Annotated in this window: 19 protein-coding genes and 1 tRNA gene; 3 read left to right on the top strand and 17 right to left on the bottom strand. The window is 61.9% G+C overall.

What is annotated here, in order from left to right; translation table 11 throughout:
• Nucleotides 1–13 precede the first annotated feature (13 nt).
• The 3 genes from ACW9UO_RS12945 to ACW9UO_RS12955 all read right to left on the bottom strand — a co-directional run bounded on the left by ACW9UO_RS12945 (nt 14) and on the right by ACW9UO_RS12955 (nt 1,724).
• Nucleotides 14–1,276 (bottom strand): glycosyltransferase family 4 protein, encoded by a 1,263-nt coding sequence (locus tag ACW9UO_RS12945; RefSeq protein ID WP_457086217.1) that lies wholly within the window; start codon nt 1,274–1,276, stop codon nt 14–16.
• Nucleotides 1,277–1,443: 167 nt separating this feature from the next.
• Nucleotides 1,444–1,569, bottom strand: coding sequence for a type B 50S ribosomal protein L36 (ykgO, locus tag ACW9UO_RS12950; RefSeq protein WP_057820407.1), 126 nt, complete (start codon nt 1,567–1,569; stop codon nt 1,444–1,446).
• 80 nt (nt 1,570–1,649) lie between these two features.
• Nucleotides 1,650–1,724, bottom strand: a tRNA-Val gene (locus ACW9UO_RS12955).
• Nucleotides 1,725–1,878: 154 nt separating this feature from the next.
• On the opposite strand from ACW9UO_RS12955, the gene ACW9UO_RS12960 reads away from it, so the two are divergent.
• Nucleotides 1,879–2,739, top strand: coding sequence for an N-formylglutamate amidohydrolase (locus ACW9UO_RS12960; RefSeq protein WP_457086218.1), 861 nt, complete (start codon nt 1,879–1,881; stop codon nt 2,737–2,739).
• Nucleotides 2,740–2,743: 4 nt separating this feature from the next.
• Here ACW9UO_RS12960 and ACW9UO_RS12965 read toward each other — a convergent pair whose 3' ends face one another.
• Nucleotides 2,744–3,997: a DNA polymerase IV gene (locus ACW9UO_RS12965; RefSeq protein WP_457088652.1), complete on the bottom strand. Its 1,254-nt coding sequence runs from the start codon at nt 3,995–3,997 to the stop codon at nt 2,744–2,746.
• Between the two features lie 64 nt (nt 3,998–4,061).
• Between ACW9UO_RS12965 and ACW9UO_RS12970 the strand changes: the two genes are divergently transcribed.
• Both ACW9UO_RS12970 and ACW9UO_RS12975 read left to right on the top strand, forming a co-directional pair.
• Nucleotides 4,062–4,481 carry an NUDIX hydrolase gene (locus tag ACW9UO_RS12970; RefSeq protein ID WP_457086219.1) on the top strand — a complete coding sequence of 140 codons (420 nt, stop codon included), beginning with the start codon at nt 4,062–4,064 and terminating at the stop codon, nt 4,479–4,481.
• Nucleotides 4,482–4,714: 233 nt separating this feature from the next.
• Nucleotides 4,715–6,700: a hypothetical protein gene (locus tag ACW9UO_RS12975; protein ID WP_457086220.1), complete on the top strand. Its 1,986-nt coding sequence runs from the start codon at nt 4,715–4,717 to the stop codon at nt 6,698–6,700.
• A 126-nt stretch (nt 6,701–6,826) separates the two neighbouring features.
• Here ACW9UO_RS12975 and ACW9UO_RS12980 read toward each other — a convergent pair whose 3' ends face one another.
• From ACW9UO_RS12980 to ACW9UO_RS13040, 13 genes are all read right to left on the bottom strand, one after another.
• On the bottom strand, nt 6,827–8,281 hold the full coding sequence (locus ACW9UO_RS12980) for a hypothetical protein (protein WP_457086221.1): 1,455 nt from the start codon (nt 8,279–8,281) through the stop codon (nt 6,827–6,829).
• Nucleotides 8,282–8,549: 268 nt separating this feature from the next.
• Complete coding sequence (locus ACW9UO_RS12985) at nt 8,550–9,935, bottom strand: alkaline phosphatase family protein (RefSeq protein WP_457086222.1); 1,386 nt, start codon at nt 9,933–9,935, stop codon at nt 8,550–8,552.
• Nucleotides 9,936–9,996: 61 nt separating this feature from the next.
• A complete protein-coding gene (locus tag ACW9UO_RS12990; RefSeq protein ID WP_457086223.1) occupies nt 9,997–11,415 on the bottom strand; it encodes a DUF6880 family protein in 1,419 nt (472 codons plus the stop codon).
• A gap of 116 nt (nt 11,416–11,531) precedes the next feature.
• A complete protein-coding gene (locus ACW9UO_RS12995; protein ID WP_457086224.1) occupies nt 11,532–11,954 on the bottom strand; it encodes a GlcG/HbpS family heme-binding protein in 423 nt (140 codons plus the stop codon).
• Nucleotides 11,955–12,023: 69 nt separating this feature from the next.
• Nucleotides 12,024–13,499 (bottom strand): tripartite tricarboxylate transporter permease, encoded by a 1,476-nt coding sequence (locus tag ACW9UO_RS13000; RefSeq protein ID WP_457086225.1) that lies wholly within the window; start codon nt 13,497–13,499, stop codon nt 12,024–12,026.
• Nucleotides 13,500–13,557: 58 nt separating this feature from the next.
• A complete protein-coding gene (locus tag ACW9UO_RS13005) occupies nt 13,558–14,031 on the bottom strand; it encodes a tripartite tricarboxylate transporter TctB family protein (protein ID WP_457086226.1) in 474 nt (157 codons plus the stop codon).
• A gap of 146 nt (nt 14,032–14,177) precedes the next feature.
• Nucleotides 14,178–15,158, bottom strand: a complete 981-nt coding sequence (locus ACW9UO_RS13010; protein WP_457086227.1) for a Bug family tripartite tricarboxylate transporter substrate binding protein — start codon at nt 15,156–15,158, stop codon at nt 14,178–14,180.
• Nucleotides 15,159–15,699: 541 nt separating this feature from the next.
• On the bottom strand, nt 15,700–17,517 hold the full coding sequence (locus ACW9UO_RS13015) for a cation:proton antiporter (protein ID WP_457086228.1): 1,818 nt from the start codon (nt 17,515–17,517) through the stop codon (nt 15,700–15,702).
• 213 nt (nt 17,518–17,730) lie between these two features.
• Nucleotides 17,731–18,612 (bottom strand): NAD(P)-dependent oxidoreductase, encoded by an 882-nt coding sequence (locus ACW9UO_RS13020; RefSeq protein WP_457086229.1) that lies wholly within the window; start codon nt 18,610–18,612, stop codon nt 17,731–17,733.
• The gene (locus ACW9UO_RS13025; RefSeq protein WP_457086230.1) at nt 18,602–19,888 is read right to left on the bottom strand and encodes a TRAP transporter large permease; all 1,287 of its coding nucleotides are present in this window, start codon (nt 19,886–19,888) and stop codon (nt 18,602–18,604) included. Before ACW9UO_RS13025 ends, ACW9UO_RS13020 begins: the two co-directional genes overlap by 11 nt.
• The gene (locus ACW9UO_RS13030; protein ID WP_457086231.1) at nt 19,885–20,451 is read right to left on the bottom strand and encodes a TRAP transporter small permease; all 567 of its coding nucleotides are present in this window, start codon (nt 20,449–20,451) and stop codon (nt 19,885–19,887) included. Before ACW9UO_RS13030 ends, ACW9UO_RS13025 begins: the two co-directional genes overlap by 4 nt.
• Nucleotides 20,452–20,532: 81 nt before the next feature.
• Nucleotides 20,533–21,474 (bottom strand): TRAP transporter substrate-binding protein, encoded by a 942-nt coding sequence (locus ACW9UO_RS13035; protein ID WP_457086232.1) that lies wholly within the window; start codon nt 21,472–21,474, stop codon nt 20,533–20,535.
• A 101-nt stretch (nt 21,475–21,575) separates the two neighbouring features.
• A complete protein-coding gene (locus ACW9UO_RS13040) occupies nt 21,576–22,661 on the bottom strand; it encodes a 4-hydroxythreonine-4-phosphate dehydrogenase PdxA (RefSeq protein ID WP_457086233.1) in 1,086 nt (361 codons plus the stop codon).
• Nucleotides 22,662–22,714 lie beyond the last annotated feature (53 nt).

Raw genomic sequence — 22,714 nt, forward strand, 5'->3', positions numbered from 1 at the left:
GGCGGCCCTCCGATCAATCCTGTGGCGGGCGCGGCTCTAGTTGCATCAGACTGTCGACCCAAGCCAACTGTCGCGGCAAACACACCTTTTGCAGATCATACTCCGCCACCACTTTGGCCCGCGCCTTTGCGCTAAGATCTGCGCGCAGATCGGCGTCGTCGAGCAGGGTACAGACCTTGTCGACCAGAGCCGCGCGGTCAAAGAAATCCACCAGCAGCCCGGTTTCGCCATCGCTCAAAACCTCGCGCACCGGGGCGGTATCGCTGGCCACGATCGGCGCGCCGACACTCATCGCCTCTAGCAAAGACCAACTGAGAACAAAGGGATAGGTGAGGTAGACATGCGCCCGGCTGACCCGCATGAACGACAAAAACACGTCATACGGCACCCGGCCCAGAAAATGCACCCGCGCCCAATCGGCATCGGGGATTTGCGGCCGCACCTCATCGATGAACACCTGTTTCCAGGTCTGTCCGTCGGGGGCCTTGGCGCCGTAACTCACCTGATCGCCACCGATCAGCACCACCTGCGCGTTCGGCCGTCGGCGCAAAAGGTCGGGCAGGGCGCGCATGAAGACGTGATAGCCGCGATAGGGTTCGAGATTGCGGTTGATGAAGGTGATGACCTCATCCCCGGTGCCCAGCGCGCGCCCATCTGGCAGGCTCAGGCGCGCGGCCCCATCGGCCGTGACAAGATCGGTGTCGATGCCATCATGCACCACGCTGATCCGGTCGCGCATCGCGGGCGGAAAGGTGTCGGCCTGAAAAGCGGTCGGGCTGATCCCAGCGTCACCAACCTCAAAATGCAGACGATTGTTGAGATTTTTCAACCGCAGCCGCAGGGAGTCGGTCTCGGGCGACGCACCGGTGAATTCAGGGTCAAAACCGACGAATGGATAGTCCGAGGTGTGGTAAAGCTCGCAATACAGGCCCAGCCGGGCCTCGGGCCAGACATCCTTGAGAAACAGGCTCTCGCCCCAGCCATGGTGCGCGAGGATGACATCGGGGGTAAAGCCGCGGTCGCGCAGGGCCAGCGCGCCACGATAGCAGGATTGGCCGCGAATCAGCTTGGTCTCGAAATCCACCAGCCAAGGGTGCAGCCCCTTGGCCGGTTTGCCCGCGTATTTGTAGGGCACGACGGTCACGCCCTTCCATTGCGTCACTTTCTCGACCTTGGGCGTCAGCGCCACCACCTGATCGCCGCGCGCAGCCAGAGCCGGGGCAAGGTGTTTGTACTGGCCGGGGAAATTTTGGTGAATCAGGAGGTACTTGGTCACTGTGGGGCACTGCTTTCGGCTTTTCCCCGACTATGGGGGCATTTGCCCCATGGCTCAACAGGCGCTGCGCCGAGTGGAACAGAAAGGCCCGGCACAAGAGAACCGCACAAAAGAAAAGGACCGCGCAATCGCTTGCACGGTCCTTTTGATCTGATCGCTGTGTGCGTTCAGCCCTGACGGGCCTTGAACCGCTTTTGCGTCTTGTTGATCACATAGACGCGGCCCTTGCGGCGCACTACGCGGCAATCGCGGTGGCGATTCTTGAGCGAGCGGAGCGAGTTCTTGACTTTCATGTCAGTCTCTCCTGTTACGCGGCGCTGGCGTGCGCCTAAGTTACGGTTCTGCCCCCGGGAAACCCCCGAAAGCGGTGATATGGTGGGCGATACTGGGATCGAACCAGTGACCCCTTCGATGTCAACGAAGTGCTCTACCGCTGAGCTAATCGCCCGAGAAAACTCGAACCAGGCGGGAGCCCCAAATAATTGGGGCGCGGAACCCCGCGCCAGTGGCGGCTTCTATAAAAGCGAATGAAGGGGGGATCAAGGGCTTTTGATGCACAAAGAAAAAGGACTATCATAAGTTTATCCGATCAGGAGACATGCGTGCCGAAATTCGCCTTTCATCTGACCCGGCCAGAGCGGCCGGCGACCCCCGTTGTGTTTGCCTCGCCGCACTCCGGGCGGGATTACCCATGGTCGTTTCTGCGCCGCACGGTTTTGGATGAACATGTGATCAGAACCTCGGAAGATGCCTATGTAGATAGGCTTTTCGAGTGTGCGCCGCAGTTTGGGGCCGCGTTTTTGCGGGCCGGGGCACCGCGCGCTTTTGTCGATCTCAACCGTTCTGCGGACGAGCTTGACCCGGCGTTGATCGAGGGCACGCGCAAGCTTGGGCACAATCCGCGTGTGACATCCGGGTTGGGGGTGATTCCCCGCGTGGTGGCCGGTGGGCGCACGATTTATCGTGGAAAGCTGACCTTGGCCGAGGCCGAGCGGCGAATCGAAAACTATTGGCGGCCCTATCATGACCAGCTTCAGCAGCTTCTTGACGAGTCGCACCAGCGGTTTGGCGAGGCAGTGCTGGTCGATTGTCACTCGATGCCGCATGAGGCGCTTGATCCGATTGCCCGCGCCGGTGCGCGCCGCCCCGAGGTGGTGATTGGCGACAGGTTCGGGGCCTCCGCCAGCGAAGCGGTGGTCGAGCGGATCGAAGCGGCCTTTGTGAATGCCGGGCTCTGTGTGGTGCGCAATGCGCCCTTTGCCGGGGCCTATATCACCCAGCATTACGGGCGGCCGTCGCGCCAACAGCACGCGGTGCAGATCGAGATCGACCGGTCGATCTATATGAACGAACACGCGATTCGGCCCAACGCGAACTTTCAGGCGTTTCGCAAGGTGCTGCGCGGCGTGGTCGAGGAAATCTCGCACATCGGGGCGCGCGAACTGCCTCTGGCGGCGGAATAACCGATCAGCGCAGGGCGCGTCCCTTAAGAATCGCATCCGGGCCAAAGCGCGCGCGAATTGCATCGGTGGCGCGTTCGGCTCCGGCCCGGCGCGCGGCATCGGGATCGAGCAGGTCGGGCGTGCGGTCGGCCTCGCCTGCGGGCACCAGATGCGAGATGCCGCAGCCCAAAAGCCGATACGGTCCCTTGTCGCCCGATGCGTCAAACAGCGCCCGCGCGGTGCGGTAAATCGTGTCGGCCATCTGCGTGGCGTCGCGCAGCGATTGGCGGCGGCTCAGGGTCTGGAACTTCGCGGTCTTGAGCTTGAGCGTAACAACGCGGCCCGCCTTGTCCTTGGCCTTGGCCCGGTCCGCCACCTTTTCCGCCATGCGCCAAAGGTGGCCATCAAGCAGGTCAGGGTCGCCGGTGTCCTCAAAAAACGTGGTTTCGTTTGAGATCGATTTGACCGGCGCATTGGCCGAGACGCGGCGGTGGTCTTGCCCGCGCGCCAGGTGCCACAGCCGGGTGCCCATCGTGCCGAACCGCACGGCGAGATCGCGTTCGTCCCAGCGGCGCAGATCGTCAAAGGTGCGGATGCCGGCGCGCTCAAGCAATTCTTGCGTGGCCTGCCCAACGCCCCAGATCAGCCGCACCGGCTTGCCCGCGAGAAAATCGCCAGTCTGCGCCGCGCCGATCACCGAAAACCCGTGCGGCTTGTCGAGATCGCTGGCGATTTTGGCGAGAAACTTGTTGTGGCTCAGCCCGATCGACCCGGTGATCCCCAGCTCGACCCGCATCCGCCGCACCAGCCGCGCCAGCATCACCGCAGGCGGCGCGCCGTGCAGGCGTTCGGTGCCGGTCAGATCCAGAAACGCCTCGTCGAGCGACAGCGGTTCGACCACTGGCGTCAGCTCGTCCATCATCGCTCGAATGGCGCGCGACACTTCAACATAGGCGTCCATGCGCGGCTTGATCACCACCGCATTGGGGCAGAGCTTCAGCGCCTGAAACATCGGCATCGCCGAGCGCACACCGCGAATCCGGGCGACATAACAGGCGGTCGACACCACGCCGCGTTTGCCGCCGCCGATGATCACCGGTTTGTCGGCAAGGCTGGGATCGTCGCGCTTTTCGACGCTGGCATAAAACGCATCGCAATCCATATGCGCGATGGTCAGCTGGTTCAGCTCTTCATGCGCCACAACGCGCCGCGACCGGCACGCCGGACAGGCGGTGCCAGTGTCAAATTCAGTAAGGCAATCGCGGCAAAGGGCAGGCATGGAGGTGCTCAGGCTGGCATCCCACCATATATACGCTTGATTGGCCATCAGAGCGAGGGGCGTCATGGAAATTTCTGCATTTGCCGGGGCGAAGCTGGCGCTGTTTCTGGGGCCTGACCTGTTGGTGATCCGCCGGGATGACCGCGCCGATATCCCCTACCCCGATCATCTTGACCTGCCCGGCGGCGGCCGCGAAGGGGCGGAAACCGCCGAGACATGCGTGCTGCGCGAAACGGCAGAGGAGGTGGGGCTGCGAGTCACTCCGGCGCAGCTGATCTATCGCCGGGCGTATCAGCGCCCACACGGACTTGTGGTGTTTTTCGCCGCGCATTTGCCTGCCGAGGCCGCGCAGGATGTGGTGTTTGGCGACGAGGGGCAGGGCTGGATGCTGATGGCCCCCGAAGCCTTTGCCACCCACCCCGAGGCCGTGCCGCATTTCCGCGAGCAGCTGCGGATTTACCTTGATCAGGCGGCGCAGCGCTAAGTCTACCCCTTAGGTCACAGCCGCGTTCGCTTTTAAGGAGATTTATCCTTTGACGAATCTCCCGCAGATCGACCACGATAGAGCCTTGATCTGTTTCGTTTATTGATTGGCGGCACTCTGCGGGGCGCTGCGCCCGGTTGTTTCAAGCCGATTTCAGTGTTCCCGCCACCGGTCCCCAGCGCGTTGCGCCACGGACCCCGGCGCGAGAGCAGCCCTTTCAGGAGATCCATTGCATGAGCCTCTTTGACTATCCCCGCATTCATTTTTCCGGTGCCTGCACGCTGAACCCCGGCACGGCCAACAATGACGATTATTCCGGCGGAGCGATCTGGCCGCCGACGGGGGAGAACCTCGCCCTGATCGACAGTGCCACCGTGATGCCGCGCACCTTTGGCATGACCGACGATGCGTTTCGCGCGTGGATTCAAAAGCCACAGACCTTTGACAGCGCGCATGCCCCCAACAACGCCGATCCCGGTGATGCTGCCGATTGCACCAAAGCCAAAGCTGCCACCAAGACCACCGAGATTGTCCCGGCGGAGTGGAATTACTATGGCGATATGCAGATGGACGTGTCGGCCCCGATCACCGGGGTGCAGGTTGATCCCGCCACTGCGCCTGACCCTGCGGTGCAAAGCGCGCTTGAGGCGCTCAACGGTCAAAGCCTCAGCTTTGCGGGCAACATCACCGATGTAAATTCCGAAGGCTCGCCGCCGGGCACGCAGTTTTTCATCAACGCCCCCACCTTTGCCATCGGCGCCAACACGCTTGGCGGCACCCCGACCAAGGCGGCCTGTCAGTGGATCAACTTCCTGCGCAACGTCAATCTGGTCGCGGATGGCGGGGCGGGCGGCTACATGTACCATGTGATTGAGGGCGCGCAGAAGGGCCTGCCGGGGTTTGATGCGCCGGGTGTGACCGGGATTGTCCTGCGGTACTACCTGTTCGCACGGCACGGCGGGCTTTCGAAAAACGCGGATATTGCAAAGCTTTACGAGAGTGGCGGCATCAATCCGGCCGAGCTTCAGATCACCGGAACGATCGCGCCCTATTACGGCAACGAAACCGCGCGCACCGGCCCTGTGGGGCATTTGTTGACCGCGGATGTGCCGAACATCTCGGTCCCGGCAGAGTATCACAACAACCTGTCACAGCCCTCTGGCCCCACCGAAATCGCGCTGGCCCCTGCGGTGGTGAGCGTTGCGGGCCAAAGGGTGAGCATCGACGCCATCGGCAGCTTTCCGGAATGCGCCAACAGCGGGGTGACCAATCCTTGGTCCGACCCGACTAAATTCAACCCCAAGTTCGATTTCGGCCCGGTGGCGCTTCAGGTGGCCAGCAGCGCCGGGAATACCGCGACGCTGGGCGAGATCGATTACGCCGACACGGCTGGGGGCAACGCCAAAGGCTGGATCTTTGATTTTGATGTCTCAGACAATGCGGCGGCGGCCGAGATACTGGAGGACTCCGAAGCGCAGTTCTCGCTGGTTCATCCAGCCTACGGTCCGGTGCTGTCGGAATCCGAGTATTACGTGCTGACCAACATGCAGGCGATTTACGGCGAACAGGGCGGATCAACCACCGCCTTTCGCAATCAGGGGGCCGCGCTTGAGGCGGTGTCGTTTGACGTGCTCCGCTATGGCGCGCCGGTGGGGGCGGGGGGCGCCCCGATGCAGGTTTGGGCCTATCGCACCACGCCACTGGGCTATTCGAGCAACCGGGTGAAGCTGGGCGGAAACTACGTGCCGGGCGCGCCGCTGACGATCCCGGTCGACCAGTCCGGCACCTTTCTTCTGACCCTGCAAATCGGTGACGAAGCCCCGCCGCCCGAGACCTATGGCCCCAACCCCGGCACCTATATCGGCCCGAACTTCACCATCCTGACCAACCGCACCGCGATCAGCCTGCGGGTTCTGCCGAACGAGGATTTCTCGGCCTACCTCACTGGTCCGGCAGAGGCACCAGTGGGCAACGACGCGCTGACCTTTGATGTGGTTTATGCCCATGTGCTGCGGACCTATGATCTTTTGTTCCCGTCGATGAACAAACACTTCCACCTCAGCGATGAGGCGGCGGTGATGTCGAATGCCGGGTCGATCCTTGCGCGCACCGACCCGAACATTTGGAACACGCCGCAATACATGCCAATCACCCGCGACCTCTCGGACAGCCGCCGGACGCTGTTGCAGGCGTGGTGCCGCAAGGCGCTGGCAAGCTGAGCCAAGGGGCGCATCCGCCCAAAGACGCGTCGCATGATCCATAAGAAAACCCCCGCGAGAGCCAGTCTCGCGGGGGTTATTTTTAGGGCGAAACGGCAGGGTTCCCCCGCCGCTGCCCTGTCCTGTTTATTGCTTCGGCACCGTCAGCTGTTTGATCTGAGAATAGATATGGCTGAGCTCGAACGGCTGAAAGCTGTTGGGCGAGGTTGGCGTCACCGCGTGGCAGCTAAAGCAATGGGTGCCTTGGGTATAGGTTTCCATCGTGCCGTTGAAGGCAAACAGCGAGCCACGCAGATCACCGTTGGTATACCCCGAGGCGCTGGGAATCGGCGCATCGGCGGTGGCGCTGGCCGCGCTGGTCCAGATGCCGCCGGTCTGGATATAGTTGGCGCGCACGTCGCCCGCGCTCAGCTGTGAGCGGATCGAGGCATTGACCGACAGAAGCGAGGTGTTGTTGGTCACGGTTGCCGTGCTCTTGTCATCCTTGGCGCTGCCCCACGGGTATTGCCGATAGGTGTTCGAGGCCACAATCCCGCCGTCGCAGGCGGTTGCCCCGCTGCCAAGGGTGGTGGCAACGATGTCGCTTTTCGAGGCCTTGGCGCATTCGATATTCTGCGGCTCTGGCGCGTTTCTCGCCATGAACAGAAACTCGCCATCCGACGAAAACGCCTGTTCCACCACATCACCGGCGGTGTTCATGTAATAATAGTTGCCGTCGGGCGCATTGGTGATGTGCTCGTAGGTGATCCAGACAAATTCCGGGTGGTTTTGCACCGTGCCAACGATATGCAGCCCGGCCAGCGCCAGTGTCGTGGATTTCGGCGGGCCTTGGGTCCAGGTGGAGTTGTCGGCATTGGCGGTATAGGTCGGAACGGTGGCCTCGATCGTTACGAACTGGCTGACGTCGGCCACAGTGTCGGCCTCAACCCAAGAGCTTTTAAGCTCCATCACCAGCGTATCAGGCGCGACCAGCGTCTCGTTCGGAAAAGTTTTGGCCATATAGGTCTGGATATCGCTCAGATCCTGCTGGTTGCGCGGGAATTCGGTTTGCGCCAGCGCGCCGTCCTTTTGCCCGGTGAGGAAATAGCCATAAACGTCATTCACATGCACGCCGTAATACACCAGCCCGCCGGCTTGCGACACCAGCACGCCGCTGCTGCCCGCCTGTCCGACTTCGCCAATGTCATCCTGTTTTTCCGCCCGCAGCGCAAAGTTCAGCGCCGCGCCGGTGTCGTTCTCCTGAAAATACCGGTCGCCGTTGGCATCGACGGGCAAGACGTTGAAAATCGCCGGGCTGTCGAGCACGCGGCCCATCTCGGCCGGGGAGGTCAGCCAGAGGAACATCTGCGCGCCCCAGGTGTAGAAATCGCAGACGGTGTTGGTGGTGGGGAAGGTCACGCTGTTGGCGGCCTTGACCACGCCATCAGCCGAGGGCGCGCCATCCTGGAACCAGCCCGAGAAATCCGCAGGCGCAACGCTACAGCTGTCTTGCACATCCGTGGGGATCGCCATCTGCGCCGCAACCGGAGCCGCCAAAAGCGCGAGCGCCGCCGCGAGGGGGGCCAAGGGTTTATAAGTCATGGTGTGGTTCCTTCCCTGAAATCTGATTTTATTATTATGTGTTGACCGCGTTTCAGCAGGCCGCGCCTGGAATATTCGGCGTGAGGCGCACTGCCGGTTTGGTTGAATAACAACCACCAAGAATCGTAACGCGCGTATACGCCTGACAGGCTGGCACCCTGCACCATACCTGTCAACTTGCGTGCAATTGTAGCCTGAATTCCCGCATTGCGGGAGTGACCTGCGTCACGTGAGCAAGCTGAAACAGGCCGGGCGGTCGGCTCTGGCGTCAGGAAAAGATGTGATCGAGCACCAGTTTCTTGAACGCAACCGCCTCGACCGGCCCCTCGGGCAACAGCTCTGGACGCGATGAAATCACCAGCGGCCCATGCGCCGGGTCATCGGTGATCCGCCCATGCGTGCCTTTGACCAGCTTGGTATCCGAGGGCGAAATCACGTCGAGCAATTGCCGCTGGCCCAGTTTTCGCCGCGCCAGTTTCAACCCCATTTGCAGTTTCGCCATCGGCAGGGCGGGGTCAACGAACAGTTCAACCGGATCGTAACCGGGCTTGCGGTGAATATCGACGGTGCGGGCGAAATCGGGGGCTTTGTCTTCGTCGAGCCAGTAATAATAGCTAAACCACCGGTCCGCCTGACTGACAGCGACAAGCTCGCCCGAGCGGGGATGCGCCAGCCCGTTGGCCTGTTTCCCGGCCTCGTCCCAGACGCTTTCCACCCCGTCGAGCCCGGCGACAAGCGCCTGAACCTCGGCAATGCGCGCAGGGTCTTTGACGTAGATATGCGCGATCTGATGGTCGGCGACGGCAAAGGCCTGCGACGCCCCGGCATCCAGAATTTCGCGTCCATGTTCCTCGGGGCGCACCGCCAAAAGCCCGGCGTCGCGCATCGCCCGATTGATGTGGATTGCATCGGTCGCGGGTGTGATGCCGTATTCCGACACGATCACCACCCGCCGATCCGTTGCCTCGGCATAGTCGATCAGCTCGCCACACAACACATCAATCTCGCGCAGATCCTGTTGCAGGCGGGGATGATCGAGGTCGGGACCAAGGCGCTGCAGGTTGTAATCCAGATGCGGCAGATAGGTCAGCGTCAGCGTCGGATCACGGGTCTCCATCACGTGCAGCGTCGCCTTGGCGATCCAGTCGGACGAGGTGATATCGGCCAGCGGCCCCCAGAATTTGAACAGCGGAAACTGCCCCAGCTTGGCATCAAGTTCATCGTGCAGATCGGGCGGAAAGGCATAGTGATCGGGGATCTTGCGGCCATCGGCGGGGTACATCGGGCGCGGCGTGGCCGACCAATCGGCGGTGGAATACATGTTGTACCACCAGAACATCTTGGCACAGGTGAACGCCGGATCGCGCAGTTTGCCCGCATCCCAGATCTTTTCGCCGCTCACCAACTGGTTAGGCTGGCGCCACAGCAGCACCTCAGCGAGATCCTTGAAATACCAGCCATTGGCCACCGCGCCATGCCCCGAGGGCGGCAGGCCAGTGACAAGCGTCGATTGCACGGTGCAGGTGACGGCGGGGGTGACGGTGTTGAGCGGGCGCAACCCGCCTCGATCCGCCAGTTTGGCCAGATGCGGCGTGTGGGGCCCGATCAGGTCCGGGCTTAGGCCAACGACTAGAATCACAAGAGTTTTTTCCATTGCCTCGACCGTCCTGAAATCACTGAAAGAAAGCAAGTGTTTTGGGCGAGGTGGTGCGTCCTTACCCCAGCTTCTGCCAGAACGAAGGCTTGCGCGCATGATCGCGCCGCAGCGCCTCGGCATAGGCCTCATGTGTTGGGAAATCGCCATAGTCGGCGATGAACGGGGCGCTCGCCTGACACTCGGCAAAGTGGCGCGCGGCATGGCGGTAGCGTTTGGATTTGCCGTAATCCAGCGCGTGGCGAATGATCGCCCGGCGCAGCACCGATGCGGCCAGCGGGTGGTGGGGATCAAGCGCATCGGCAATACGGGGCAGGGCGTACCAGGCGTCGCCGTCAATCTCATCGGCGCGGGCCAGCACCGCCTGCGCAGCGCGCTCAACGGCGGGCCAATCGATCAGGAACTCCAGCGCGTCGGTCAGGTCGGGGTGGTCTTCGGCCAGTCTCAGGGCCGCCTCTTCGGCCTCATCATCATCGAAATCCGGCAGCAGCTTGAGCAATTGGCGCAGGCTGTCGGCATGTAGGTCGCGCGCGAACCGGTCGCGCAGGTGGTCTTTCAGCGCCTCGGTATCGCCCATCTGCTTGAGACAGTCGGCCTGCGCGTCCTCAAGTTCGGGGTAATCGCGGTCGGGGCTGGCGGCGCGGGCCTCGGCGATGATGCGGGCCGCGTCTTCGGTCCGGCCAGCCTCAAGCAATCGCTGCGCCACGCCGGGCGCGATGGTTCCATAGGTCAACTGCTCGGGTGAATACCGCGCCATATAGGCATCGACGTCGCCCTGTGCGTCGGCCACATCGGCGAGGATCACCGAGGCGGTCAGCTCCCTCATCCGCCGAACCCGGTCTTCCTTGGAGCCACGGCCATAATAGTCGACGTCGGCGAGTTCGGCCTCGGTCGGCGGACTCTGCTCCCAAGCTTGGGTGAGCGTTTTGAGGTGGGCAAGCCCCTCTGGCCCCAGCGTCTCGGCCAATGCCGGAATGATATTGTCGAACTCGCCGTACCCGGCCTGTGCAATTGCTTCAAGCATCCGTTCCGCAAGGGTTTCTGTGTTCTGGACCAGCCGGGGCGCGAGGCTCTCGATCAGCGCCATGGCGGCGCGGAACACCGTGCCGATGGTGCCGTTGCTGTCATCCGTGCGGCCGTGGATCGGGGAGGCAAGCTCCAGAAAGCTCCACGTGACCTCAAAGGCCAGATCGGCGTCATGCGGGGCGATGGCGGTCTCAATCGTGGCAAGCAGGCCGGTGAGCTCTTTCACCAGCGTCCTTTGTTTGCGCCAACCGATATAGCTGCGCGAGCGGCGGATCGTGGCGAAGCGCTTGCGCAAATCGGCGGCCACCTCGGTTGGCCCCTGCGCCGCCGACAGCTCCATACGCGCGCGGGTTTTCAACGGCGCGCTGCCTTGCACAAGCTCCATCACCAGCGCCGCAAGCCGCTCTGGCCCCAAGGCTTCGAGGTTCTTTTGATTGAGGGTCTTGCGTGACATCGGTTCGGTTCCCAAGGGCAGACCCTGCGCAAGATGCCTTAACATCGGCGGTCGAACAATGGCACGTCAGCAGGAGGACCACCGAATGCGGCAATCCTCCTCGTTTGGGTCGGCCTTCAGACCGTCTCGGCCAAGGCGGTAAGGGCGGCTTCTGCCACCGAGAGATCCTGATCCGGCGAACCGCCGCTGACGCCGATGCCGCCAACAACCGCGCCGCCGAGCGACACAGGAAGCCCGCCGGCAATGACCACCATGCGCCCGCCAATCGTAGAGGCCACGCCGTAGGCCGGTTTGCCGGGTTGGCTGGCGTCGCCCAACCCTTTGGTCGGGTTGCGCGTGCCCGCCGCGGTAAAGCTTTTGTCGATGGCGATGGTGATGCTGGGCACTTTTGAGCCGTCCATCCGCTCAAACGCGATCAGGTTGCAGCTTTCGTCGGTCACGGCAATGCACATCGGCACGCCAATGGCCTCGGCCTTGGCTTTGGCGGCGGTGATCAGGGCGCGGGCCTCGGACAGGTCCATTCGGTTGAATGTCAGCATGTCATTTCCAATTTTATTGCAGACAACAGTAGGGGGCCAGCCCGTCTAGGCGGCCCCCTGTGTGCGGGTCTAGGCGTTGGCAGCGGGGCGCTGGCGCATCCGGGCCACGAGCATCCCGATCAACGGAATGGTCCAGATCAGGATCGTGACCACCCCAAGGGTGCCGCCGACCGGGCGATCAAAGAAGCCGATGATGCCGCCGTCAGATTTGATCACCGTCGCCATGAAGTTATCCTCAAGCATCGGGCCAATCACGATGCCAAGGATGGTGGGCGCGATTGGAAAGCCGTTCTCCTCCATCAGGAAACCGATGATGCCAAGCACCACCATGATGGCGATGCCAAAGACGCTGTTTGTGATGGCGAACGAGCCGACGATGCAGAACAACAGGATCACCGGCATCAACAGCCGCGCCGGGGTTTGCACCACGTACCGCGAGCCGCGAATGGCGAAGTAGCCAAGGAACAGCAGCAGGAAGTTGGCGACAAAGAAGGTCAGGAAAATCGCGGAGGTCAGTTCGGCCTGCATGACAAACACCATCGGGCCGGGGGTGATCCCCTTCATGAACAGCACGCCGATGGCGATGGCTGTCACCGAGTCGCCGGGGATGCCAAACACCAGCGCCGGGATCCAAACACCCCCAAGCGCGGCGTTGTTCGAGGCCCCGGCAGCGGCAAGGCCTTCGGGGTGGCCGGTGCCGAATTTCTCGGGCGTGCGGGAAAACTTTTTGGCCACGGCATAGGCGACCCAAGCAGCGATATCCGACCCGGCCCCCGGCAAAATGCCAACAACCGTGCCAATCAGACTGCCGCGCACAAGGTTGCCTTTGTTGTCGCGCATCATCTTGGCTTGACCGCCAAAGACGGTGGAATTCGACTTCGGGATCGCATCTTTGTCGTGCCGTTTGGCCATCGCAAAGCGCAGGATCTCGGTCATCGCAAACATGCCGATCATCGCGGGAATAAAGCTCACCCCGGCCATAAGCTCGACCGAGCCATAGGTGAAGCGCGGGAAGCCGCCGGTGACGTCAATGCCGATGGTGGCGATAAACAGGCCGATCAGCAGCGCAATCATGCCCTTGACCGCCGAGCCGCGCGAAATGATCACCGAGCAGCTAAGACCCAGACAGGCAAGCCAGAAATACTCGACCGTGCTGAACTGAAACGCAAATTCCGCGAGGAATGGCGCAGAGGTGGCCAGAATGATCGCCCCGACCATGCCGCCAAAGACCGAACAGACCAGCCCGATGCCAAGCGCCTTTTCGGCCTCGCCGCGCAGAGTGTATTGATAGGAGTCATCCACATAGGCCGCCGAGGCCGGCGTGCCCGGAATGCGCAACATTGCGCCGGGAATGTCCCCGGCAAAGATCGCCATGGTCACCGCGCTCACGATGGCGGCAATGGCCGGCAGCGGGTCCATGAAAAAGGTCAGCGGCACCAAAAGCGCCGTGGCCATCGTGGCCGACAAGCCGGGGATCGCCCCGACAAACAGCCCAAACACCGACGAGGCCAGGATCACGCCCAGCACCGTGGGGTCCAGGACCATTAAGACAGCTTCACCAAACGTACCCATGAGGTTCTCCTTGCCAGCCTGTCAGGCCAGTTTACCAGGCAATAGATTGAAGGATGCCCCAAGGCAGGGGGACGAGAAATACTTTGCTGAACAGCGAGTGGATCGCCAGCGAGGCGATCACCGACAGCAAAACCGCCGTCAGCAGGCTCACCCGGAGCGAGATCAGGAAGGCCAGCAGCAGCGAGATGCTGAGCACCGGAAACCCGATCACATCAAGAAGGGGAAGGAAGCTGGCCGTTCCAAGCAACACGATCCCGACGCGGATAATCCTGCGCGGGTCGGTGATCCAGTCGCCCGGCGCAATCAGCTTCATGCGCTCGGCGTTCAGGACATCCTTGGCAATCAGGATGATCGCGCAGACCCCGATGCCGAGGGCCACGATGGTTGGCAAAAGGCCAGAGCCAATGGATTGTCCGGGGATCACAGGGAAGGCGCGGGCCTGAAGCAATATTCCGCCCGCAAACAGCAAGAGAAAGCAGCCAATCAGTCGGTCACTAATTTTCATGTCTTTTCCAATCGATATCCGGGGGCCGGCCCCAAATATGCGGGCGTATCGGACACAGTCCGGGCCATCGCCGCTTGGCAATCAGGGCGTCTTTCGGACTGTGCGATGGGGTGGCGCACCGGTCAATAAACCAGTGCGCCGCTGGGTTACTTCGCGAGACCTGCCGCTTTCATAACCTTGCCGTTCGCGGCATCCGCTTCGGCCATAAAGGCACCATATGCGGGGCCATCCATCCAGACCTTGCCAAAGCCACGGTCGGCCATGAACGAGGTGAACTCTTCCGAGTTCCATGCGGATTCCAGCGCTGCCGAAAGCTTGGTCACGGCGTCGTCGGGCATGCCCGCCGGGCCAGCAACGCCGCGCCATGTCGCGACTTTCAGATCAATGCCGGTTTCGGATTTGACAGTCGGAAGATCGTCAAGACCCGGCAGCGTTTCGTCGGCCATCACGGCCAGAGCTTTGACCTTGCCCGCAGAAATCAACGAAGCCGCTTCGGGGTAGGAGCACGACACGATGTCAACACCGCCCGAGACCAGATCCTGGAGGCCAGCAGCGGAGCCTTTCGAGGGCACCCACGGCACAGCATTGGCATCAAGGCCCGCTTCCACCACGAGACCCGCCATCGCCAGATGCCAGATGCCACCTTGGCCGGTGCCCGAGGATTTCATCTCGCCCGGCGCAGCTTTGGCAGCGTCGAGGAACTCGGAAATCGTATTGTACTCCGAATCGGCGCTGACGTGGAACGCCGCCGGATCTGCGTTGAACAGCCCGATCGGGGTGTAGGCAGAGTAATCAAGCTCGGTCAGACCGGCGTGGTGCATCATTGCGATTTCCACGGTCGCGGTGCCGATGGTGTAGCCGTCAGCTTCGGCATTTGCGATGGCCGAGTGGCCCACAACGCCCGAACCGCCGTCACGGTTGACCACGGACACAGGAACGCCAAGCTCCTCTTCCATCAGACCGGCCAGCATACGGCTTGTCGCGTCGGTGCCGCCACCGGCGCCCCACGGCACGATCCATGTGATCGGACGTTCGGGGTATTCCGCCAGTGCGGAGCCCGCAAATGCCATCGCACCCACAGCGAAAGTTGCAGTGCCAAGCGCGGCTGTGACAAGATTACGAATCATGAAGTTCTCCCAGTTTGTTATGCGTATGGGCGGCTCGGAATTCCTCCTGGCCGGCAACGCCCAATTCTTGTGTCAGTGTCTTGAGGTAAGCGGTCTTCTTCGAACACAGTCCGTTTGACTGGCGGCGGTGTCCCCAAGGTGCCTGCGTCGCGGTCAAAGCCGCGGATGCGCATCGGCAAAAGGGCAAACGCCAAGCCAAATAGAACAGTCGCCTCCCATTTTACGACCAACATCGCATTGCTACACGAAAGTAGGATACTAGTCAGCAACTTTTTTGGGCAGATGTCATTCGGCTGATACGAACTGGCTGAGCCGTCCAAAGCCGCGTCTTGTAACGGATAGCTGGCGTCACGAAAAGGCACGCCAAACAGGGTCCGGTGTCTACTAGAGCAAACCCGAATGCGCCTGACAATGAGTCTGCTGCCTGTAAGTGCAATCTGCACGCATTTTGGGCGGCCCTGACTTGCGTATTGGCCCTCGGGTTTACCACAGCCCGCTACGCGACATCCGCCCGATAGGCCCGGCCTGTCAGGCGCTTGGATCAGCTTTCACTCCGCTTAGCTTTGGCGGGCATCAGCGACAGAAGCTCAACATCGGTGGTGTTTTTCGGGTCGGACTCCGGGCCAAGGACGCGCAGCTTGCCGCTCTTGTCGAGTTCCGCAACCGGAAAGCCTTCGGGGTTCTTTTCGCGCCATTGTTCAAACGTGAACTCCTCGGACAAGCCGGTGACCCGAAATTCCCAGCCCTCGGCGATCAGGGCGTTGGCTTCGAAATAGGTCTTGCCGCCGCCAATCGGTTGCCCGCCCAGCGTTGCGGGCAGAGCGTGGCGCGAACTGGCCTCGCGGACACGTTTCACCTGAAACACGTTCTCGCGGCCAAATTCCGGCGCCAGATCGGTTGCGACCAACGTGTTATAGGCATCGTTGTCGGTGGCGCAGACCAGCGTTTCATAGGCCACAAGGTCAAGCCGTTCCTCGGCGGCTTTCGACAGGATATCGCCAAAGAACGTGTCCACTCCGGCCTCGCGCGCGCTGCGCAGATGGGCATGGTTGGGATCAGCGATGATCACTTGCAGGTCCATCTTTTTGAGCGCCAGAGCCAAGGCCACAGACCAGCGCGACCCGCCCAAAATCATCACCCCCGGACTGGCCGACGCGGTCAGCCCAAGCAGCCGGGCCATCGGCGTCAGGGTAAAGCCGTGCAGAACAACGGTCGCCGCGACAAGCGCAAAGGCCAGCGGGGCAATGCGGGCGGCATCGGCGATCCCGATCTCGACCAGCCGCTCGCCAAACAGGCCCGCAACCGCCACCAACACAACGCCGCGCGGCCCGGTAAAGGCCACCAGCAAGCGCTCGCGCCAGGGCACGTCTGAAAACGAGAGCGCCGCCAGCACAGGCAGCGGCCGGGCGATCAGGATCACTGCCAGCACAAACAGCAGCGCAGTCATGTCCAGCGATCGCAGCGAGGCCCAGCTCATGTTGGCCGCCAAAAGGATGAACACGCCCGAGACCAGCAGAACGGTCGCGTGCTCCTTGAAACGCCGCAGCTCGGTATAGGAGGGCAGGCGGGCGTTCGCGACCCAGATGCCCATGATCGTCACCGCCAGCAATCCGGATTCATGCAGCACATAGTCGGACAGGGCAAAGATGCCGAGAAGCACGACAAACAGAACCGGAACCTTCATGTATTCAGGCACATAGGCCTGACGGAAGGCACGCGCGATACCCCAGCCACCCGCAATGCCAAGCAGCGTGGCGATCCCGATGCCGATGGTCAGATCCTGCACGGCGGCGCTGGCAGAGGTGGCGGTTTCGAGCACGATGACCACTTCAAAGGCCAGAACCGCGGCCAGTGCGCCCACCGGATCGTTCACGATGGCCTCCCATTGCAGCAGGGCGGCGGGGCGTTTTTGCAACTTGGCTTGCCGCAGCAATGGCGCGATGACGGTCGGGCCGGTGACGATCATGATGCCGCCAAAGACCGCCGAGGTGGCCCAGCTCAGCCCGGCCACATAGTGCAGTGTCAGGGCCGAGGCGAGCCAGCCGAGCGGCGCACCGAGCGCCACAAGCCGTCTGACACCCGTCGCGGCGTCGCGCAGGGTGTGGAAGTTCAGGGTCATCCCGCCTTCGAACAGGATGATCGCCACCGCGATGGCGATGATCGGCCCCAGCATATCTCCGAACTGCGCCGCAGGGTCGAGGACGCCCAGAACCGGGCCAAAGATCAGCCCGGCCAGCAGCATCAGCACGATCGACGGCATGCGCAATCGCCAAGCCAGCCATTGGCTGCCGACACCCAGAGCGCCCACAAGGGCAAATGCCAGAACCGGGGCCAACCCAGCTGCTTCCGCTGTCGCCATCAATCATCACCGCTTTTATTTGTGTCCGACGCTACCCCGCCCTGCGCCCGTTCGCCAGCCTCTTTGGCGGGCGGCCCACAATGCCCTTCCGTCATATCGGCTCACCTTGGGCATCGCCCGCCCTGCATCGCCTGGATCAAGAGAACCAAAGTCGCGCGGCAAAAGACTGCCGTGGTGTCGCGAGACGACCCGGATGTGGACCCCGCGTCGGTGTTATGGATTGGCCAGCGGTTGCAACATGCGGCTGACAAATTCATCGCCGCGGCTGTTGTCGACGTGGCGCAGCAAGATGCGATGGATCGCCTGCGCCAGTTCGGCCTCGTCGCCTAGCGTCGCGGCGGCATACCGAATGTCCTTTTCGGCGTTGCGGATGGTAAAGCGACTGCCATCGAAATCACCCGCCAGCGCGGGGCCAACGGCCTTTTCCAGCGTCCCGGACCGGGCCGCGCCGACGCACATGACATCGTAAAGCGATTGCCAGTCGACACCGAGCCGGTTTGCCGCCCCGAACGCCTCGGCCAGCAGCGCCATCGTGCCTTGGGTGACGAGGTTGTTCAGCAGCTTGGCAGTGTGGCCGGTGCCGACGTCGCCAAACCTGCGCACAGCGCTGGAATACACCGAAACAACCGCATTCACCCGGTCGAACGCAGGCTCTACACAGCCCACAAGCGAGGCCAGTTCACCCGCCTCGGCCTGCGCCGGGCCGCCTGTCACCGGCGCGTCGGCGAAGATGGCACCGCGCTGGGCGGCCTTCTGCGAAATGCGCCGTGTGACCTCCGGGTCCGAGGTGGTTGTATCGATCCACAGCGTGTCGGGCGTCAGGGCGGGCAGGATCTGGGCCGCACAAGCCTCCACCGCCGGGCCGTCGGGCAGGCAGGTAAGTACCACGTCAACCGCTCCGGCAAGCGCGGCGGCAGAGGTGCATTCCTCGGCACCATCGGCAACCAGCCGGTCGATGATGCTGCGGTTGCGGTGCGGCAAGACCCGCACGTGGTGCCCCGCGCGCAGCAGACAGGCCGCCATGCCGCCGCCCATCATGCCCGCGCCGATCACGCCGATGGTGGGTTTGGCTGCACGCACCGGGTCACGGCCCATAGAACACATTCACCAGCGATAGCGACACGGCAGGCACATAAGTGACCAGCAGCAACACCAGAACCAAGACGCCGATGAACGGCAGGTTGGTGCGGGTTGTGCTCCAGACATCCGTCTTGGCAATCGAACAGGCGGTGACAAGCACGCTCGCGACCGGCGGTGTTTGCTGGCCCAAGGCGATGTTGAGCGTCAGAAGGATGCCAAACTGGATCGGGTCGATGCCCAGTTGGTGCACCAGTGGCATGAAGATCGGCACCGTCAGAATGATCGCCGCCGCGCCATGCAGGACCATGCCGACAAACAGCAGAAAGACGTTGATGATCATCAGCACCGCCAGCGGGTTGGTGGTGATCCCGGTGATGCCCTGCGCCAACCGCTGCGGCAGTTCGGTTTCGGTCAGATAGAGGCCGAGCACCGCAGAGGAGGCGACAAGCAGCATCACGACGGCTGTCTGGTTCACACCATCCACAAGCGCGTGGTAAAGCTTGGTCGCGTTCAGCTCGCGGTAGATAAACCCGCCGATCAGCAAGGCGGCTAATACGGCAAGTCCTGCGCCCTCGGTTGCGGTCACGATGCCGCCAAAGATGCCGCCAAGGATGATGACGGGCAAAATCAACGCCCAGACCGCCTCTTTCGTCGCGTGCCACAACCGGCACAGGCTAAAGCCTTCTTCGCGCGGCAGGTCATAGCGCACGGCGAAATAGTAGCAGAGCGCCATGAGCAGTGCTGCGCCCAACAGGCCGGGCACAATGCCAGCGACGAAAAGCTTGACGATCGAGGTGTCTGACAATGCGCCGTACAGGATCATCGGGATCGAGGGTGGAATGATGATCGCCAGCGATGCGGTTGATGAGGTCAGCGCGGCGGCAAAGCGCGGCGAATAGCCCTTTTTCTTCATCGCCGGAATCAACACCGAGCCGGTGGCCGCAACATCAGCGACCGCCGACCCAGAGATCTCCGCGAAAAACAGCGAGACGCCGACGTTGACCATGGCCAATCCGCCGCGGACAAAGCCGATCAACGCCGAGACAAAGCCGATAAGGCGGGTCGAGATGCCGCCGGTGTTCATCAGCGCCCCGGCCAGGATGAACAGCGGGATCGCGATCAGCGGAAAGCTGGTCGCCCCGTCATAAAGCGAAAGCGCGGCGTTCAAAAAGCCCAAGTGGCCGTTGAGGATATACACCCCGATAAGTGCGCTGCCTAAGATAGCAACGGCAATGGGCACACCGATGCCGATCATCAGGAACATCGACAGAAGGATCAAGGCTTCGGTCATTGGTTGGTCTCCGTTCCGGCGCGTGTGCGGGCCAGTTCGGCCTCGGCGCGGGCAATCTCATGCTCAATTTCTCGGGTTTCGGGGTCGATGCCCGAGTGCACGTCGGCTTTGCGTCGTGGCAATGTCAGGGCGCGGCCTAGCAAGATGAACGCAGCACTGACCGGCAAGATGCCCTGCACAACGGTGCGCGGCACAAAGCGCAGAGTGGTCATGGTTTCGTTGCCAAAGATGCCCAGAATGGTCCAACCAGCCCACAAAACGATGGCGAAAATGGCGAAAAAGATCACCTCGACCAGCCAAAACAGCGCCATGCGCCCGGCGAGAGGCAGGCCAAACATCAACCCGGTAAAGCCAAGATGCGCGTCTCGCAAAACAGCGAGGGCCGCACCGCTAAAGGTGGTCCAGGCCAGCAGCAGCACCGCGACCTCATCATACCAAATGAGCGAGTTGCCCGAGTAACGAAAACCAACGGCCAGAAGCACGATGGCGGCAAGGATAACAATCAGCGAGACGGTGAAGACTTGCAGAATGATATCGAGCCAATGAATGACGCGGTCGAGCATTGCACTGTCCGTTTAAAATAAGGGTAGGGAAGGAAAAAGGACGCATCAAACCAATGATGCGCCCCTTTCATTCGGGTAAGATCAGGAGTCGCCGTCAGCGAGAGACATGACCTGATCAATCATCGCCTGGCCGCCTTCGACCTCTTCGGCGAACTTTTCGTACAGCGGTGCCGAGGCTGCGACGAAAGCGGCGCGGTCGGCCACGTTGACCTGCATGCCGCCGTCCTCAAGCTGTTTGAGCAGCACCCCATCTTGCTGGGCCCCTTGATCGCGCGCCCAAAGCGCAATTTCCTGCGCGGTTTCCGTCAGAACCTGCTGGATCGCTGGATCGAGCTTTTCAAACGCCGCCACGCCAACCGTCGGATAGGCGGGCGAGTAGACGTGACCCGACATCGACAGGTACGTCTGCACTTCGTTCAGCTTGCCGCCGGCGATGTTGGTCAGCGGGTTTTCCTGCCCGTCGATCACGCCGGTTTGCAGGGCAACGAAGACCTCAGAGAACGACATCGGCGTGGGGTTCGCGCCATATTCGCTAAACATCGCAACCCGCCATGACGAGTTGGGCGTGCGGATCTTCAGGCCTTTGAGGTCGGCAGGCGTGTTGATCGGCCGTTCATTGTTGGTGATCTGGCGAAAGCCATTTTCCCAAACCGCGAGCGGGCGATAGCCTTGCTCTTCGGCGGCGGGCACAAGCACGCCTTTGAAAAACGTTTCGTCGATGCGGGCAAGGTGATCCCGGTCAGCCACGAGGAACGGCAGGTCAAAGATTGCGTATTCAGCCGCGATCTCGGGCATGATCGACGAGGGCAGGGTCAAATGCATGGTGCCCAGCTTGATCTTCTGGAGCATATCCTTGTCTTTGCCCAGTTGCGAGCTGTCGAACAGCTTTACAACAGCCGTATCGCCCAGCTTTTCGTTGGCCACGCGGGTGAATTCCGCCGCGCTTTGCTGTTGCAGCGAGCCGGTGGCCGCGCTGATGCCGAAAATGATTTCTTCTTGGGCGACGGCGGCGCCCGCAGTCATGGCCAGCGTGGCTGCGCCGAAAATAATGCTATCAAGTTTCAATGGTCTTCCTCCCTTTGGTTGGTGACGGCAGTGCCGTCGGTCAGGCTTTCAGCCTGTACTTAACTCTCTGTCGTGGCCTCCTGCGTTGCCGACCCGCGGAACAATTCCACCCATGCGTCTGGCGTCACATCTGCCAGCGCGGTTTTGCGCTCGGCGCGGGCGGCCAATTTGCGGCCAAGCGCGACGGCATTGAACGTCGCCCCCGTGTCGGCCACGCCCTTGCCCGCAATGTCATAAGCGGTGCCGTGGGCCGGGGTGACAATCGGAAACGGATAGCCCGCGATCAAGGTCACTCCGCGGTCAAACCCGATCAGTTTCATCGCGATCTGGCCCTGATCATGATACATCGTCATGACCGCGTCGAACTCTCCCTTCAACGCGCGTACAAAGACTGTGTCTGAGGGCACCGGGCCGGTCACAGCCATCTGACGGGCCTGCGCCTTTTGGATCGCAGGCAGCAGCACGTCGTCATCTTCGGTGCCAAAGTTGCGCCCGTCGCCCGCATGGGGATTGAGCGCAGCGACGCCAATGCGAGGCCGCTCGAACCCTGCGTTCTCCATCGTTTCGATGGTCAGGCAAAGCGCATCAAAGACCCGATCGGTGCTGAGGGCATCGGCGACGTCGCGCAGCGGAATGTGCGAAGTGACACGCGCATTCCAGACCTCATCAAGCACATTGAACTCGCGTCCGCTGCGCGTGGCGTTGATCGTGGCGTTGATAAAGCCGATCTCGTCAACGTAGTCGGATTTGGCGAGCCGCATCCCATGTTTATTGAACGGCGTAAAGAATGCAGACCCCGCGAGGCCAGCATTGGCAATCCGCAGAGCCGCCGCAAAGTTCTCAAGCGCGGCCGCACCGGTTTCTCGGCAGGACTCACCCAGCGTCAGCGTTTCGGGATCGCAATTGGCCATATCCACCAGAACCGTGCCGTCCGGCAATCCTTGCGCGGCTTGTTCCGGCGTGATCGTGGGCAGGTCAATCTCGACCCCTGCGTGCTGTGCCCCCATGGCGAGCACGCGGGCATCGCCAATGACAATCATATCGCCCTGATTGGCCTTAGCATCCGCAATCACGCGGGCGCTAAGTTCCGGGCTAATTCCCCCCGCATCGCCAATGGCAAAAGCTACTCGCTGTTGGTGATTCATGTATTTCCTCATCATGTATACAAAATACATTGCACAGTCTCGCCGCGGGAGGC

Source organism: Marinovum sedimenti, assembly GCF_054052205.1.

What these genes read in the sequence shown, in the direction of transcription:
- ykgO (WP_057820407.1), bottom strand. Translation starts at nt 1,569, where the DNA reads ATGAAAGTCAAGAACTCGCTCCGCTCGCTCAAGAATCGCCACCGCGAT.
- ACW9UO_RS12965 (WP_457088652.1), bottom strand. Translation starts at nt 3,997, where the DNA reads ATGCCTGCCCTTTGCCGCGATTGCCTTACTGAATTTGACACTGGCACC.
- ACW9UO_RS12970 (WP_457086219.1), top strand. Translation starts at nt 4,062, where the DNA reads ATGGAAATTTCTGCATTTGCCGGGGCGAAGCTGGCGCTGTTTCTGGGG.
- ACW9UO_RS12975 (WP_457086220.1), top strand. Translation starts at nt 4,715, where the DNA reads ATGAGCCTCTTTGACTATCCCCGCATTCATTTTTCCGGTGCCTGCACG.
- ACW9UO_RS12980 (WP_457086221.1), bottom strand. Translation starts at nt 8,281, where the DNA reads ATGACTTATAAACCCTTGGCCCCCCTCGCGGCGGCGCTCGCGCTTTTG.
- ACW9UO_RS12985 (WP_457086222.1), bottom strand. Translation starts at nt 9,935, where the DNA reads ATGGAAAAAACTCTTGTGATTCTAGTCGTTGGCCTAAGCCCGGACCTG.
- ACW9UO_RS12990 (WP_457086223.1), bottom strand. Translation starts at nt 11,415, where the DNA reads ATGTCACGCAAGACCCTCAATCAAAAGAACCTCGAAGCCTTGGGGCCA.
- ACW9UO_RS12995 (WP_457086224.1), bottom strand. Translation starts at nt 11,954, where the DNA reads ATGCTGACATTCAACCGAATGGACCTGTCCGAGGCCCGCGCCCTGATC.
- ACW9UO_RS13000 (WP_457086225.1), bottom strand. Translation starts at nt 13,499, where the DNA reads ATGGTCCTGGACCCCACGGTGCTGGGCGTGATCCTGGCCTCGTCGGTG.
- ACW9UO_RS13005 (WP_457086226.1), bottom strand. Translation starts at nt 14,031, where the DNA reads ATGAAAATTAGTGACCGACTGATTGGCTGCTTTCTCTTGCTGTTTGCG.
- ACW9UO_RS13010 (WP_457086227.1), bottom strand. Translation starts at nt 15,158, where the DNA reads ATGATTCGTAATCTTGTCACAGCCGCGCTTGGCACTGCAACTTTCGCT.
- ACW9UO_RS13015 (WP_457086228.1), bottom strand. Translation starts at nt 17,517, where the DNA reads ATGGCGACAGCGGAAGCAGCTGGGTTGGCCCCGGTTCTGGCATTTGCC.
- ACW9UO_RS13020 (WP_457086229.1), bottom strand. Translation starts at nt 18,612, where the DNA reads ATGGGCCGTGACCCGGTGCGTGCAGCCAAACCCACCATCGGCGTGATC.
- ACW9UO_RS13025 (WP_457086230.1), bottom strand. Translation starts at nt 19,888, where the DNA reads ATGACCGAAGCCTTGATCCTTCTGTCGATGTTCCTGATGATCGGCATC.
- ACW9UO_RS13030 (WP_457086231.1), bottom strand. Translation starts at nt 20,451, where the DNA reads ATGCTCGACCGCGTCATTCATTGGCTCGATATCATTCTGCAAGTCTTC.
- ACW9UO_RS13035 (WP_457086232.1), bottom strand. Translation starts at nt 21,474, where the DNA reads ATGACTGCGGGCGCCGCCGTCGCCCAAGAAGAAATCATTTTCGGCATC.
- ACW9UO_RS13040 (WP_457086233.1), bottom strand. Translation starts at nt 22,661, where the DNA reads ATGAATCACCAACAGCGAGTAGCTTTTGCCATTGGCGATGCGGGGGGA.